Genomic DNA, 13,517 nt, shown 5'->3' with positions numbered 1-13,517 from the left:
TCACTCCGCGGCCGCGCGTTCCACCGTTGAAAGCTGCGTGAGCCAGGCCCGCATCGAGGCCGGGCGGACGGGCTTGTTCTGCACGAGGATATTGTCGCGTTCCGCCTCGGCGCGCACATCCGGCGTACGGTCGGCGGTGACGAGAAGGGCCGGCACCTCGCGGCCAAGCGCCTTGCGCAGCGTCGCGATCGCGGCGATCCCCGTGCCGTCGTCGAGGTGGTAGTCGGCGATGACGGCGCCGAAATCGGGTGCCCCGTCCGCCACCATTGCTTCGACCGCCGCAACGGAATCCGCCAGTGTCACGGTGCAACCCCAGCCGGACAGCAGCAGACGCATGCCGTCGAGGATCCTGGGCTCGTTGTCGATGCACAGCACCCGCAGCCCCTTCAGGGGCTCCTCGCTCGTCTGCGCGCGTGCGGACGTTTCGGCCACCGGTCGGCTTGCCGCGGCATCGATGGGCACACGGACCTTGAAACTGGTGCCGCGCCCGGGCGTCGACTGCAACTCGACCGGATGCGAGAGCACGCGCGAGATGCGATCCACGATGGAGAGCCCGAGGCCGAGCCCCGGGGCGGTGCGGGCACCCTCGTCGAGGCGAGCGAATTCCTTGAAGACCGTGCGGAACTTCGATGCTGGAATGCCGATGCCGGAATCGAGCACCTGGATATAGGCGCGGTCGCCCTTGCGCCGCACGCCGACAAGCACCTTGCCGGAATGGGTGTACTTGATGGCGTTGGACACGAGGTTCTGCACCACGCGGCGCAACAGGTTGGGGTCCGTGCGGATGGCTAGCGAGCTCGGCAGCACCTTGAAGCTGAGATCCTTGGCCCGCGCGATGGGGGCGAAGTCGGTCTCTATGCGCTTCAGCAGATCCTTGAGAAGGACGGTTTGCACCCGCGGCTTCATCGCTCCCGTATCGAGGCGCGAAATGTCGAGCACGGCGCCGAGGATCGCCTCAACCGATTCCAGCGAGGAATCGATGTTGTGGATCATCTCCCGGTTTTCCGTATCGCCCAGCCGCTCGACCAGCGAGGAGGAATAGAGCCGGGCGGCATTGAGCGGCTGGAGGATATCGTGGCCGGCGGCGGCGAAGAAGCGCGTCTTGCCGATATTGGCTTCCTCTGCTGCGGCGCGGGCCTCCGCCAGCGCCGTGTTGACGCGGGTGAGTTCGGCCGTGCGCTCGGCAACGCGATGCTCCAGCGTCTCGTTGACCTGCTTGAGGGCGCGGTCGGCCGCGACCCGGTCGGTAATGTCGGTATAGGTGGAAACGAAGCCCTTTTCCGGCATGGCATTGGTGCGCACCTCGATGATGCGCTCGCCGCCGGCCAGCACAAGCGGGAAGGCCTCATCGAAGGTCATGATGCGGGAAATCGCGCTCTGCCTGTCTTCTTCCGCGATATCGCCGCGCTCGACGAGGATCTCGACGATATCGGCGAGCGGGAAGCCGACCTGGCCGACATATTCCGGCAGGTCCAGCAACTGGCGGAAGCGCCGGTTCCAGACCGTGAGATTGCCGTCGCTGTCGAAGACGGCGATGCCCTGGTCCATCTGGCCGAGCGCGGTCTGCAGCATGTCCTGATTGTATTGCAGCGCCTCGCTGGCCTGATCGAGCAGCCAGTCCGTGTCCGTCGGCGTATCGTCGATGCGCTGGAGCACAAGCGAAAGCACGAGGCGCGCCGAGGACGAGCCGATGGCGCTGCCCAGGAGCTGTTCGGAAAAATGCACGATGGCCGCATCCGCCGGGGCGTTGTCCTCAAGCCAGCGGCCGACCTGCCGCTCATAGGTGTGGAAGGAGCGTTGCATGCGCTCCTCGCCGAGATATTTGGCGATCGTGGTCTTGAGGTCCTTGACCGTCACCTTGGTGCGGCGGCCGCGGAAGGCACGCTCGAGCCGGGGTTTGGAGCGGATGAAGGTGCCGGCCTGAAGACGCTCCAGCGATGTCGGATTGCGCGTGAGCGAGCCGATGACATAGGCGCCGACATTGACCATCATGGCGATCAGCGTCGCGTTGACCAGCGGATCGGCGGCTTCGCCGGTGAAGAGGGTGGTGCCGGGGAAGAGGAAACCCAGAATGGTCTCGGCGACATAGGCGTTGTCGGCAACCCCGATGCTGGGCAGGAACAGCAGGTAGGCCCAGACCACCAGCCCGCAGATCATGCCCGCCATCGCGCCGCGTGCATTGGCATTGCGCCAGAACAGGCCGCCGAGCAGCGCGGGCGCCACCTGCGCCACCGCGGCAAAGGCCAGCAGGCCCATCGAGGCAAGGCCGGCATTGGCGGTCGTTGCGCGATAATAGGCGTAGCCGAGCAGGATCACGAAGAAGATGGCGAGGCGGCGGATGCGCAGGAGCATGCGCGACAGGTCGTCCTGCTGCTCGACGCCGCCGATGAGGTTGCGCCGCAGCACGACCGGGATGACGATATCGTTCGATACCATGATGGACAGCGCCACCGAAGCGACGATGACCATGGCGGTGGCGGCTGAAAAGCCGCCGATGAAGGCGATCAGGGTCAGGAGAGGCTGGTCGAGCGCGAAGGGCAGCGTGAGAACGTAGAGATCGGCATCGCCCTGGCCGTTGAAGGTCAGCACGCCGCCGATCGCGACGGGCAGGACGAAGAGGTTGATGGCGATGAGGTAGAGCGGGAAAAGAATGCCCGCTGTCCGCAACTCGCCCATCGTGCGGTTCTCGACCACGGTGACGTGGAACTGGCGCGGCAGCATGACGATGGCGAAGGCCGACAGAACGATCAGCAGGATCCAGCGCGCGACGGGCGTCTCGTAGCTCAGTGCCTGCATCACGGGCACGCTTTGGGAGGCCCGCTGCCAGAGATCGCCGGGACCGTCGAACATGAAGAAGATGACGTAGAAGCCGACCGATGCCATGGCCACGAGCTTGACCACCGATTCCATCGAGATGGCGAGGATGAGGCCGTCCTGATGTTCGGTCGCATCCGTGTGGCGCGTGCCGAACACGATGGCAAAGCAGGCAAGGAACAGCGAAACGACCAGCGGCAGGTCGATAAGGCCGCCGGAGGCCGCGATGCCGAAGCCGGTCGTGTCCACCATTGCGGCGACCGAACTCGACACGGCCTTCAATTGCAGCGCGATATAGGGAATGTAGCCGATCAGCGAGATGAGCGCGACGACGGCGGCCACGCCCGGGTTCTTGCCGTAACGGGCGGCCACGAAATCGGCGATCGAGGTGAGGCGCTCGGACTTGGCGAGTGTCACGATGCGGCGCAGCAGCGGCATGCCTAGCGTGAACATCAGGATCGGCCCGATATAGATGCCGAGGAATTCGAGACCGTGCGTGGTGGCGAGGCCGACGCCGCCGAAATAGGTCCAGGAGGTGCAGTAGATCGCAAGGCTGAGCGCATAGACGAGCGGCCGGCCCTTCGACGCGCGTTCGGAGCGCCGGGCCTTGCTGTCGCCATAACTTGCGACCGCGAAGAGCAGCAGCAGATAGGCGAGCGCGAGCGCGATGATCAGCGATCCCGGCATGCTTCCTCCCGCAGTCCTTCGGCCTTTTGCGCGAGAATAGGCGAAAGCGGCGCGGAAGCAAATTATGCCTTGGGTGTAGACGCAAAACGCGTCAAGGCAGGCTGCGACGGCCGGTCGCGAAATGGCGGTGTGTAACCATCGGGAGATTGACAGTTCACAGTTCCATCGGAAGTAAAACTAAATTAGTTTCCTTCTCACTCGCAGCAAAAGGAGGCCCTCATGCTCAATGAGTTCAAGGAGTTTATCGCCCGCGGCAATGTCATGGACCTTGCCGTCGGTGTCATCATCGGCGCAGCCTTCAACAAGATCGTCGAATCCGTGGTCAACGACCTTGTCATGCCGGTCGTCGGTGCGCTGACTGGGGGCGGTTTCGATTTCTCCAACTATTTCATTGCGCTGTCGGGCAATGTCACGGCGACATCGCTGGCCGCCGCCCGCGAGCAGGGCGCGGTCTTCGCCTACGGCAACTTCATCACCGTGCTCATCAACTTCCTTATCCTCGCCTGGATCATCTTCCTGATGATCAAGGGCGTGAACCGCATGCGCGCATCGCTGGAGAAGGAAAAGGCCGCCGGTGCGCCCGAGGCTGCTACGCCGCCGGAAGATGTCCAGCTGCTCACCGAGATCCGCGATCTCCTGAAGAGCCAGAGCCGCCCGGCCGTCTGAGGCGACCTGCCCTGAGCATGAAGAGAAGGCCCGGTCTGCCGGGCCTTTTTTGTCTGTCAGGCCGTTGCGCCGGCCGTCTTGGTCTGGTGGATTTCCACAAGGCTCGGGCCCTTGCGGCCGGCGGCGCGCGCAAGCGCTTCAGGCAGGTCTCGCACATCTGCAAGCCGTTCCGAGGGCACGCCATAGGCCGTGCCGATGGCGATGAAGTCGGGCGCCGAGGGCTTGACGCCCTCAGGTGTGATGCCGGCGTCGATCATGTAGTTTTCGATTTCCTGATAGCCGTCATTGTTCCAGACGAGGAAGATGACGCGGGCATCCGCATCGACCGCCGAGCCGATTTCCGAAAGCGAGAATTGCAGGCCGCCATCCCCGACAAGGCAGATGATCGGCGCGCCGGGCTCGGCAAGGGCCGCGCCCACCGCCGCCGGTGGCGCAAAGCCGAGGGCGCCGTAGCCCGTCGCGGCGTTGAACCAGCTGCGGGCGCGCGGCGCATCGCAATAGTAGTTGCCGGCATAGACGGCCTGGGTGGAGTCACCGACGATGATCGCCTTGGGCAGCGTGCGCCAGATGGCGTCGATGACGCCGACTTCGGCCTGCATCTTCGCCGTCAGCTCACCCCACGCGCCCTTGCGTGCGGCTTCCGCGCGCTGGGAACCGTTGCTGATCGGCTTGTGGCCCTCGAGGAAGCCGAGCATGCCGGCAGCGGCCGTCTTGGCGCTGGAGAAGACAGACAGGCCCATCTGCGGCGTGCGGGCAAGCTGGGCGGCATCGATATCCACGCGGATCAGCGACTTGAGCCGCGGAAAGCCGCCGTCGACATTGATGTCGTAGTCGGTTGGGCCGAACTCGGTGCCGAAGGCGATGACGAGGTCGGCGTCCGCAAGCAGGCGGCGCACGGCCTTGAGGCTGGGGCTGGCGGGCACGCGCAACGGATGGCCGGCAAGCATGCCGCGCGCATTGACCGTGGTCACGACCGGCGCGCCGATGCGCTCCGCAAGATCGCGGATCTCCTCTTCTGCGGTCACCGCGCCGCCGCCCGCCAGGATGACCGGGCGCGAGGCATTGGTGCACAGAATGGCGGCGCGTTGCAGCGTTTCGGCGTCGGCGCGCGGACGTGTCGCGACGGCCGGCTTGAAGCTGCCGGTCTCGATCGGCTTTGCCATCACGTCCGTGGGGATCTCGATATGCACCGGGCCGGGACGGCCGGACAGGAGAACGGCGAAGGCACGCTCGACGACGAGCGGCAGGTCGGCAGGATTGAGCAGGGTGTGGGAATAGAGGGCAAGCGTCTTCATCATGCCCTGCTGGTCCGGCAGTTCGTGCAGCAGCCCGCGGCCATGGCCAAGCGAATCCCGCTTGTTGACGCCCGAGATGACCAGCATGGGCACGGAATCCTGCCGCGCCTGCGCCATCGCCGTAATGGTATTGGTGAGGCCAGGGCCGGTGATGACGAGGGCGACGCCCGGCTTGCCGGAGACGCGCGCATAGCCGTCCGCCATGAAGCCCGCGCCCTGTTCGTGGCGCGGCGTGATGTGGCGGATCTTCGAGGCGGCGAGGCCGCGATAGAGCTCCACCGTATGAACGCCGGGAATGCCGAACACGACTTCCACACCATTGGCTTCGAGCAGATCGACCAGAACTTCGCCGACGGTTTTGGTGGTCATGCGTAGCGCTCCTTCGGGCTTGTGGCGCGGGTGGCAAGCGCTGCAATGCGCTTGCAGGCCTCATCTATATGGGTATCGGGCACGGTGAGGCTGAGGCGGATGATACCCTTCGCCTCTTCGCCGAACGAAGAGCCAGGCATGACGGCGACGCTTTCCTCGCGCAGCAGCGCCCAGGCGAATTCCTCGCCGCTCAGGCCGGTACCTGAGACATCGACGACGATGAACATCCCGGCTTCCGGCGGCAACGGCACGAGGCCCGGGGCGCGCGACAGCGCCTCGGCGAAGCGCGCCGCGCGTGCCTTGTAGGTGGCGCGCATCGTGGCGGCGGTGCCGATGGGGTTGTCCAGCGCATGGGCCGTCATATCGGCGATGAAGGGCTGCCCGCCGAACAGCATGGTCTCCGAAACCGAAAGCAGGCGCGTGCAGAACTCCGCCGGGCCGACGGCCCAGCCGCTGCGAAAACCGGGCGCCGCATGGGATTTCGAGATGGAAGAGACGACGATGGTGCGCTCCGCCAGATCCGGATTGTCGAAGGGCGACGCGAAGGCGGCGCCGAAGATCAGCTGTTCGTAAACCTCGTCGCAGACGATCCACAGGTCGTGTTTGCGGCAAACCTCGCCGATCTCGGCAATCTCGTCCGCGGTCAGCACCGCCCCGGTCGGGTTGTGCGGCGTATTGAGCAGCACCGCGCGGCATTGCGGTGTGATGGCGGCCTCGAGATCGGCGGCCTTCATGTGGAAGCCGTGTTCCGGGCGCAGCGGCACCGCGATCTGTGCTGCGCCGGTCGCGCGGATGACGCCTTCATAGGTCGCATAGAGCGGATCGCCGACGAGCACGGCGTCGCCAGCCTCGACAAGGCCCAGCATGACGGCAAAAAGCGCCGTCTGCGTGCCGGGAAAGCAGAGTACGTTCTCCTCCGTCACGCCGGCCCGGCGCTTGGCGTACTTGCGCACCAGCGCGCCGACGACGGACGGCTCGCCGCGCCCGTTGGAATAGCGGTAGCGGCCGGCATGCATGGCGCGCACCGCCTCTGCCAGAAGGGTCGCGTCCGGGGGCACGTCCGGCTCGCCGATGGTCAGCTCTATGATCGGCTGACCCTCGGCCTTCATGCGCCGCGCCTCCGCATGGATCGCCCATTTCTCGGAGCCGAGATTTGCGAGCCGGTCTGTGATGGATGCGTAGCGCATGGCTGTCCTCCGCATGGGAATGATCGGTCTAGGGTCGCGGCCCGGCATCGGCCGGTCTCAGCGGCAGTCCGAGCAGCGTTTCGATGGATGTCAGTGCAATCTCGACGAGTTCGCTTTCACCGAAGAGTTCGCCGGCAAGGCAACCTTCCAGCCACAGGCCGTCGAGAAGACCGTTGATGGCGATGGCGAGCCGGCGGCAGCGCTCCGGTGAGGCATCCGCGCCGCGCTCGGCCAGAAAGTCGCCAAGCAGCGTTTCGAGCGCGTTTCGGAAGCCGAGATAGCCTTCGCGATGGATCGCCGCCAGTTCCGGATCGACGCTGACCCGGCTGATGAACGAGGCCCATAAGGAAAGGCTGCGGCTGTTGGCGACCGGCTCCGTCAGGTTGATGACGATGAAGTCGCGCAGCCGCGTTTCCGCATCGCCGGTGACGCGCTCGGCCTTTTCGGTCAGCCGGGCGATGACCACGCGATAGGCTTCCTGAAGGATGTGCTCCTTCGACTGGAAATAGTGCCGGATCAGGCCGGCCGTGACGCCCGCCTTGATGGCGATCTGCCGGACCGTCGCCCCCTGGAGCCCATATTCGGCGATGCAGTCGAGCGTCGCCTCGATCAGGTCGTGGCGGCGCTCGGCCTCGGGGGCGCGATGAAAGGTCCGGCGGGCCATGTCATCCTCTCGTTCTGGGCGGTTTCGACGGCAAATCCGCCCGTATGTGCTGGCTGGAATTGCCTCATGCAGCCTGGCGCAGCACCGGCCGCGTGAGGCAGGTCGGCCCGCCTTCGCAGGCGATGCAGAGCGCGTCGGCCTCGAAGGTCTGGACGGTGCAGCCGGCCGCTTCCATCGCCGCCCTGGTGGCCGGGAAGCCTTCCACCATGATGACGTCGTAGGGCTTCGTCGGCAAGACGTTGAGCGATAGGCCGTTGCTGGCATGGAACTCGTCGGCCGGAGCCTCGATGAGCTGTATGCCGCGCTTCTTCAAGAGCTGGTAGAAGGCAGCGGGAAGCAGCGGCGCGAAGACCAACGCGAGATTGTCGGCAAGCGGGCTCATCACACTCATCAGGTGGAGGCATGCTTCTTCGCCTTGCCAGAGCGGGAGATCGTAGGCGAGCACGCTCACGCCATGCGGTGCGAGAATGCGCGTGATCTGATCGATGCCTTCCTGGTTTGTCCGCACGCCGCGGCCGATGACGAGCGTCTTCGCATCGAGCCAGATGCAGTCGCCGCCTTCGACGGTGCCTTCACCCGTGATTCGACCGAGAATGGGAATCTGCCGCTCGGCATAGGCCTTTTCGTGCAGCGCGGTTTCGGCAACACGCAGCGGCTTGCCCATGCGCAGCAGAATGGCCCCGTGATCCGACATAAGCGACGGATCATGCGTGAACATCGCGTCGGCGAGGCCATCGCCATCGTCTTCCAGCCAGATGATTTCGGCGCCGGATTTTTCCACCATCTCCGCGAAGGCGGAATATTGTACAACTGCGCGCTCGCCATCGAATGTCGGCCCGTAATGCCATTTGGCGGGATCGGCGGCGCGCAGGCTTGCGCCGGGACGGCGCATGAGAACGCGCTTGAGAGGGGCAGACATTTCCTGCGAACCGAAGGCGGTCATTCAATACTCCTGGCAGAAACGGGATCGATGGACGGGCGCCGGAATAAAAGTCGGCGTGACGATTATTATACGCTTGAACAATTTCTTAACAAGTGCCACGATGACTTAAACAAAGCGAACGACGGGCCGAAGATGCCCGCGGGAACGTTGAAAAACAGGGGAATTTGGCATGAGTCATGCATCGGCTTTCCGTGCGCGCGAGGCAAACGCGCGATGATGGAGCGTGCCGAGGCAATCGCGGTCAGGGACCTGCACAAACGCTTCGGACCGCTCGAGGTTCTCAAGGGCGTATCGCTCACGGCACATGAGGGCGACGTCATCGCCATCATCGGCGGCTCGGGCTCGGGCAAGTCGACCTTGCTGCGCTGCATCAACATGCTGGAACTGCCGAGCGCCGGTTCGGTCACCATCCATGGCGAGACCATCGCCATGAAGAAGGATGGCCATGGCGGGCAGCTGCCGTCCGACCGCAAGCAGGTGCAGCGCATCCGCTCCCGCCTCGGCATGGTGTTCCAGAGCTTCAATCTGTGGCAGCATATGACAATCCTTGAAAACGTCATCGAGGCGCCGGTGCATGTGCTCGGTGTGCGCAAGGACGAGGCGGTCGACCGCGCCGAAACGCTGCTGCGCCGCGTCGGCCTCCATGAGAAGCGCGATGCCTATCCTGCCTTCCTCTCGGGCGGCCAGCAGCAGCGCGCGGCGATTGCCCGCGCGCTCGCCATCCAGCCGCATGTCATGCTGTTCGACGAACCCACCTCCGCGCTCGACCCGGAACTGGTGGGCGAAGTGCTCTCCGTCATCGGCGATCTCGCCAAGGAAAAGCGCACGATGATCCTCGTCACGCACGAAATGAAGTTCGCCCGCAATGTCGCGAGCCATGTCGTTTTCCTGGCCAATGGCGTCATCGAGGAACAGGGTCCGCCGGACGAACTGTTCGGATCGCCGAAGTCGGAGCGCCTGAAGAAGTTCATCAGTTCCATCCACTGAAAACCATAAGACCAACAGAGGGAAGATCATGAAGAATGCCTTGAAGACAATCGCCCTTGCCGCCGCCATCGGCATCGCCGCCGTTTCGGGCGCTGCGGCCCAGCAGGTCCGTGTCGGCTTTGCCGCTGAGCCCTATCCGCCCTTCACCTCGCCGGATGCTTCCGGCAACTGGGAAGGCTGGGAAGTCGACTTCATGAAGGCGATCTGCACCGAAGCCAAGCTTGATTGCGTAATCACGCCCGTTGCCTGGGACGGCATCATCCCGGCGCTCACCTCCAACAAGATCGACATGATCATCGGCTCGATGTCGATCACCGCTGAGCGCCTCCAGACGATCGATTTCTCCGATAAGTATTACAACACCCCGACGGCGGTCATCGGCCCGAAGGGCGAAAGCTTCGAAGCCACGCCGGAAGGGCTGAAGGGCAAGACTGTCGGCGTGCAGGTCGCGACCATCCACCAGGTCTATGCCAACAAGTATTTCGGCGAGAACGGCGCGACGGTGAAGGAATACCAGACGCAGGACGAGGCCAACAACGACCTCGCCGCCGGCCGCATCGATGCGGTGCAGGCGGATTCCATCGCGCTGTCCGCGTTCCTGAAATCCGAACAGGGCGCTGCCTGCTGCGACCTGAAGGGCAACGTCAAGGACGATCCGGATATTCTCGGTCTTGGCGTCGGTGTCGGCCTGCGCAAGGGCGAGGCGGAGCTGAAGGAAAAGATCAACGCCGCGATCAAGGCCATCCGTGCCAACGGCACCTATGACGAGATCACCAAGAAGTATTTCGATTTCGACGTTTACGGGGGCTGATGGGTTCCGATGACCACCGCGGCGGTGCCGGGCACCGCCGCGCTTCCTTCCCGAACGGATACGAGACCCCATGGCCGATGCCGGATCGCTGATCAACTGGAGCCTGCTCGCGCTCAACCCGCCCGGCTGGGGCGGCGTTCTTCTGGGAGGTCTGTGGCAGTCCGTGCAGATTGCGATCGGGGGCTATGCGCTCGGCCTGGTGCTTGGCACGGGCGGCGCGATGGGCAAGCTCTATGGCGGGCCCGTGACCAAGGATCTGCTGGAGGTCTACACCACGCTGGTGCGCGCGGTGCCGGAACTCGTGTTGATCCTCATTCTCTATTATGCGGGCACGGATGTGCTCAACAGGCTGTCGAACGCCGCTGGCTGGGGGCCGGTCGATATCAGCGGCCTGGCCGCGGGCATCTTCGTCATCGGCGTCGTGCAGGGCGCCTATTCGACCGAGGTGCTGCGCGGGGCCATCAAGGCGGTGCCGGCGGGGCAGATCGAGGCGGCGCGCGCTTATGGCATGTCGCCCGTGCAGATCATGCGGCGCATAACCCTGCCGGCCATGCTGCCGCACGCCATTCCCGGCCTTTCGAACCTCTGGCTGATCGCCACCAAGGATACGGCACTGCTGGCCGTCGTCGGCTTCAGCGAGCTGACGCTGGTGACCCGCCAGGCGGCGGGCAGCACCAAGGCGTACCTGCTCTTCTTCTGCGCGGCAGGGGCACTCTATCTGATGATCACGCTGGTTTCGAACGTGCTGATCGGCTTCATCGAGCGCCATTACCGGCGCGGCATGCCGGAGACCGTGCGATGAGCGATCCGACCGTCGCCGCCATGGCGCTGACCGAACTGCCGACGAAGCAGAGCTTCTTCAAGCCGCATCGCATCGTGCTGATGGTGATCGCCGCCGTGCTCGTCTTCTGTATCGTCTGGTTCATGCGCTGGGACTGGGTGCCGAAATATTCCGGCCGCCTCGTTTATGGCGTCGGCGTCACGCTCATGCTGCTGTTCGTGACGTCGATCCTCGGGTTCCTGCTGGCGCTGCCGATCGGCCTTGTGCAGGTCACGGGGCCGTGGCCGCTGAAGATGCTCGCAAAGGGGTTCTGCACCATCGTCCGCGGCACGCCGCTGCTGCTGCAACTGTGGCTGCTCTATTACGGCCTCGGCTCGCTCTTTCCGCAGTTTCCGGAAATCCGCAATTCGTTCCTCTGGCCCTATCTGCGCGAGGCATGGCCTTATGGGGTGGCGGCACTTACCATCTCCTTTGCCGCCTATGAGGGCGAGGTGATGCGCGGTGCCTTTGCCGGCGTGCCGCCCGGCGAGCTTGAAGCCGCACGCGCCTATGGCATGAGCCCCTTCACCGTCTTCCGCCGCATCTGGCTGCCGCGCGCCATCCATCGCGCCCTGCCGACCCTGAACGGTGAGACGGTGCTGCAACTGAAGGCGACGCCGCTCGTTGCGACGATCACCGTGATCGACGTTTATGCCGTCGTCTCCAAGGTGCGGCAGGAGACCTACATTACCTACGAGCCGCTGCTTCTCCTGGCGCTCATCTATCTCTGCCTGACCGCACTTCTCGTGGTGGGCTTCCGCTATTTCGAAAGCAGGATCCCGACGCGGGGCGCCTGATACCGGTGACGACATGACGATCCACACGACCTTGCTCAACAACATGCCCGAAATGGTGGCCATTCGCCGTGACCTGCACGAGCATCCCGAACTCGGCCTGGAGGAGGTGCGCACGTCCGATGTCATCGCGTGCCATCTCGAAAGCTACGGCTACACGGTGTCGCGCGGCCTCGCCAGGACGGGCCTCGTGGCGACGCTCACCAATGGTACAAGCCGCAAATCCATCGGCATTCGCGCCGATATCGACGCCCTGCCGATCCTGGAGGAAACCGGCCTTCCCTATGCCAGCAAGACGCCGGGCCGCATGCATGCCTGCGGGCACGATGGCCACACGGCCATGTTGCTCGGTGCGGCGAAGGCCATTGCCGAGCGGCGCAATTTCGACGGCACCGTGCATCTCATCTTCCAGCCGGCGGAGGAAAATTTCGGCGGCGCGAAGATTATGGTAGAAGAGGGGCTGTTCGACCGCTTTCCCTGCGACGCGGTCTTTGCGCTTCACAACGAGCCCGGCCTTCCCTTCGGCCAGTTCGCGCTGCGCGAAGGCCCGATCATGGCGGCAGTGGACGAGGCGCGCATCACCGTCAACGGGCGCGGCGGCCACGGCGCAGAACCGCAGGAGACGCTCGATCCCATCGTCTGCGGCGCCTCCATCGTCATGGCGCTTCAGACCATCGTGTCGCGCAACATCCACCCGATCGATCCGACGGTCGTCACGGTCGGCTCGTTCCATTCGGGTTCGGCAAGCAACATCATTCCCAGCCGCGCCGAGATCGTGGTGGGCATCCGCTCCTTCGATGCAAATGTGCGCGATGAGCTGGAGCGCCGCATCCGCCTGGTCGCCGTGGGACAGGCGGAAAGCTACGGCATGACGGCGACGGTGGATTATCAGCGCTTCTACGACGCCACCGTCAACCATAAGGCGGAGACGGATCTGGTGCGGGACCTTGCCATCCGCTTTGCCGGCGCCGACAAGGTCGTCGATCTCGAGCGTCCTTTCATGGGCAGCGAGGATTTCGCCTATATGCTGAAGGAACGTCCCGGCACGTATTTCTTCCTCGGCGGCAGGAGCGGCGAAAACGACCACTCGCTCCACCATCCCGCCTATAACTTCAACGACGACCTTCTCCCCGTCGGCGCCGCCTTCTGGACCGAACTTACGGAGCATTATCTTCGCCCGGCCTGAACAGGGAATCACGTAGGGATTCTGATAGGCATTTGGGACAACCGGTCCGCCCCGCGGACCTCTGTGACACAATTCCGTCACAATTTAGCCGGGCCGATACGGTGTTTTCCGGCACTAATTTTCTTTCTCACACCTTCGTGAAACTCTTGAAATTTCGCGCAGCGTGTAAACCGCCACATTTGTTAATGTGACAGTTCCGTGATGCACACTTTACGTGCATTCATTGCCTCATGGTGAAGGCGTTCAAATAATATTCTTTTAAATCAGATGTTTACGTTGATGATTGTTTGTGCA

11 protein-coding genes are annotated in these 13,517 nt (G+C 64.1%); 6 read left to right on the top strand and 5 right to left on the bottom strand.

The features are described from left to right. Complete coding sequence (locus MNR02_RS15080; RefSeq protein ID WP_241947363.1) at positions 1-3,501, bottom strand: PAS domain-containing hybrid sensor histidine kinase/response regulator; 3,501 nt, start codon at positions 3,499-3,501, stop codon at positions 1-3. Positions 3,502-3,720: 219 nt separating this feature from the next. On the opposite strand from MNR02_RS15080, the gene mscL reads away from it, so the two are divergent. Beyond that, positions 3,721-4,167, top strand: a complete 447-nt coding sequence (mscL, locus tag MNR02_RS15075; protein WP_241600188.1) for a large conductance mechanosensitive channel protein MscL — start codon at positions 3,721-3,723, stop codon at positions 4,165-4,167. Positions 4,168-4,223: 56 nt separating this feature from the next. On the opposite strand, the gene MNR02_RS15070 is transcribed toward mscL, so the two are convergent. The 4 genes from MNR02_RS15070 to MNR02_RS15055 form a co-directional block, all read right to left on the bottom strand. Further along, positions 4,224-5,831 (bottom strand): 5-guanidino-2-oxopentanoate decarboxylase, encoded by a 1,608-nt coding sequence (locus MNR02_RS15070; RefSeq protein WP_241947362.1) that lies wholly within the window; start codon positions 5,829-5,831, stop codon positions 4,224-4,226. Further along, positions 5,828-7,018, bottom strand: coding sequence for a pyridoxal phosphate-dependent aminotransferase (locus MNR02_RS15065; protein WP_241947361.1), 1,191 nt, complete (start codon positions 7,016-7,018; stop codon positions 5,828-5,830). The genes MNR02_RS15070 and MNR02_RS15065 overlap by 4 nt, the downstream gene beginning before the upstream one ends. Positions 7,019-7,046: 28 nt before the next feature. Continuing rightward, positions 7,047-7,682 (bottom strand): TetR family transcriptional regulator C-terminal domain-containing protein, encoded by a 636-nt coding sequence (locus MNR02_RS15060; protein WP_241947360.1) that lies wholly within the window; start codon positions 7,680-7,682, stop codon positions 7,047-7,049. 64 nt (positions 7,683-7,746) lie between these two features. After that, positions 7,747-8,625, bottom strand: a complete 879-nt coding sequence (locus MNR02_RS15055; RefSeq protein ID WP_241947359.1) for a dimethylarginine dimethylaminohydrolase family protein — start codon at positions 8,623-8,625, stop codon at positions 7,747-7,749. A gap of 213 nt (positions 8,626-8,838) precedes the next feature. Here MNR02_RS15055 and MNR02_RS15050 point away from each other — a divergent pair, with 213 nt between their 5' ends. From MNR02_RS15050 to MNR02_RS15030, 5 genes are all read left to right on the top strand, one after another. Continuing rightward, positions 8,839-9,612 carry an ABC transporter ATP-binding protein gene (locus tag MNR02_RS15050; RefSeq protein ID WP_134650857.1) on the top strand — a complete coding sequence of 258 codons (774 nt, stop codon included), beginning with the start codon at positions 8,839-8,841 and terminating at the stop codon, positions 9,610-9,612. A gap of 28 nt (positions 9,613-9,640) precedes the next feature. Further along, the gene (locus tag MNR02_RS15045) at positions 9,641-10,423 is read left to right on the top strand and encodes a transporter substrate-binding domain-containing protein (RefSeq protein ID WP_241600197.1); all 783 of its coding nucleotides are present in this window, start codon (positions 9,641-9,643) and stop codon (positions 10,421-10,423) included. Positions 10,424-10,493: 70 nt separating this feature from the next. Continuing rightward, positions 10,494-11,225 carry an ABC transporter permease gene (locus MNR02_RS15040; RefSeq protein WP_241947358.1) on the top strand — a complete coding sequence of 244 codons (732 nt, stop codon included), beginning with the start codon at positions 10,494-10,496 and terminating at the stop codon, positions 11,223-11,225. Next, positions 11,222-12,040: an ABC transporter permease gene (locus tag MNR02_RS15035; RefSeq protein WP_241947357.1), complete on the top strand. Its 819-nt coding sequence runs from the start codon at positions 11,222-11,224 to the stop codon at positions 12,038-12,040. Before MNR02_RS15040 ends, MNR02_RS15035 begins: the two co-directional genes overlap by 4 nt. A 13-nt stretch (positions 12,041-12,053) precedes the next feature. Next, complete coding sequence (locus MNR02_RS15030) at positions 12,054-13,223, top strand: M20 aminoacylase family protein (protein WP_241947356.1); 1,170 nt, start codon at positions 12,054-12,056, stop codon at positions 13,221-13,223. Positions 13,224-13,517 lie beyond the last annotated feature (294 nt).

This window comes from Shinella sp. H4-D48, assembly GCF_022637395.1.
GTDB classification, from domain to species: domain Bacteria; phylum Pseudomonadota; class Alphaproteobacteria; order Rhizobiales; family Rhizobiaceae; genus Shinella; species Shinella sedimenti.
Note: the sequence above shows the minus strand (reverse complement) of the source record. Positions and strands in the feature narration are given on the sequence as shown.

Excerpts from the sequence above, each read along its gene's own strand:
- MNR02_RS15080 (WP_241947363.1), bottom strand. The coding sequence starts at position 3,501 with ATGCCGGGATCGCTGATCATCGCGCTCGCGCTCGCCTATCTGCTGCTG.
- mscL (WP_241600188.1), top strand. The coding sequence starts at position 3,721 with ATGCTCAATGAGTTCAAGGAGTTTATCGCCCGCGGCAATGTCATGGAC.
- MNR02_RS15070 (WP_241947362.1), bottom strand. The coding sequence starts at position 5,831 with ATGACCACCAAAACCGTCGGCGAAGTTCTGGTCGATCTGCTCGAAGCC.
- MNR02_RS15065 (WP_241947361.1), bottom strand. The coding sequence starts at position 7,018 with ATGCGCTACGCATCCATCACAGACCGGCTCGCAAATCTCGGCTCCGAG.
- MNR02_RS15060 (WP_241947360.1), bottom strand. The coding sequence starts at position 7,682 with ATGGCCCGCCGGACCTTTCATCGCGCCCCCGAGGCCGAGCGCCGCCAC.
- MNR02_RS15055 (WP_241947359.1), bottom strand. The coding sequence starts at position 8,625 with ATGACCGCCTTCGGTTCGCAGGAAATGTCTGCCCCTCTCAAGCGCGTT.
- MNR02_RS15050 (WP_134650857.1), top strand. The coding sequence starts at position 8,839 with ATGATGGAGCGTGCCGAGGCAATCGCGGTCAGGGACCTGCACAAACGC.
- MNR02_RS15045 (WP_241600197.1), top strand. The coding sequence starts at position 9,641 with ATGAAGAATGCCTTGAAGACAATCGCCCTTGCCGCCGCCATCGGCATC.
- MNR02_RS15040 (WP_241947358.1), top strand. The coding sequence starts at position 10,494 with ATGGCCGATGCCGGATCGCTGATCAACTGGAGCCTGCTCGCGCTCAAC.
- MNR02_RS15035 (WP_241947357.1), top strand. The coding sequence starts at position 11,222 with ATGAGCGATCCGACCGTCGCCGCCATGGCGCTGACCGAACTGCCGACG.
- MNR02_RS15030 (WP_241947356.1), top strand. The coding sequence starts at position 12,054 with ATGACGATCCACACGACCTTGCTCAACAACATGCCCGAAATGGTGGCC.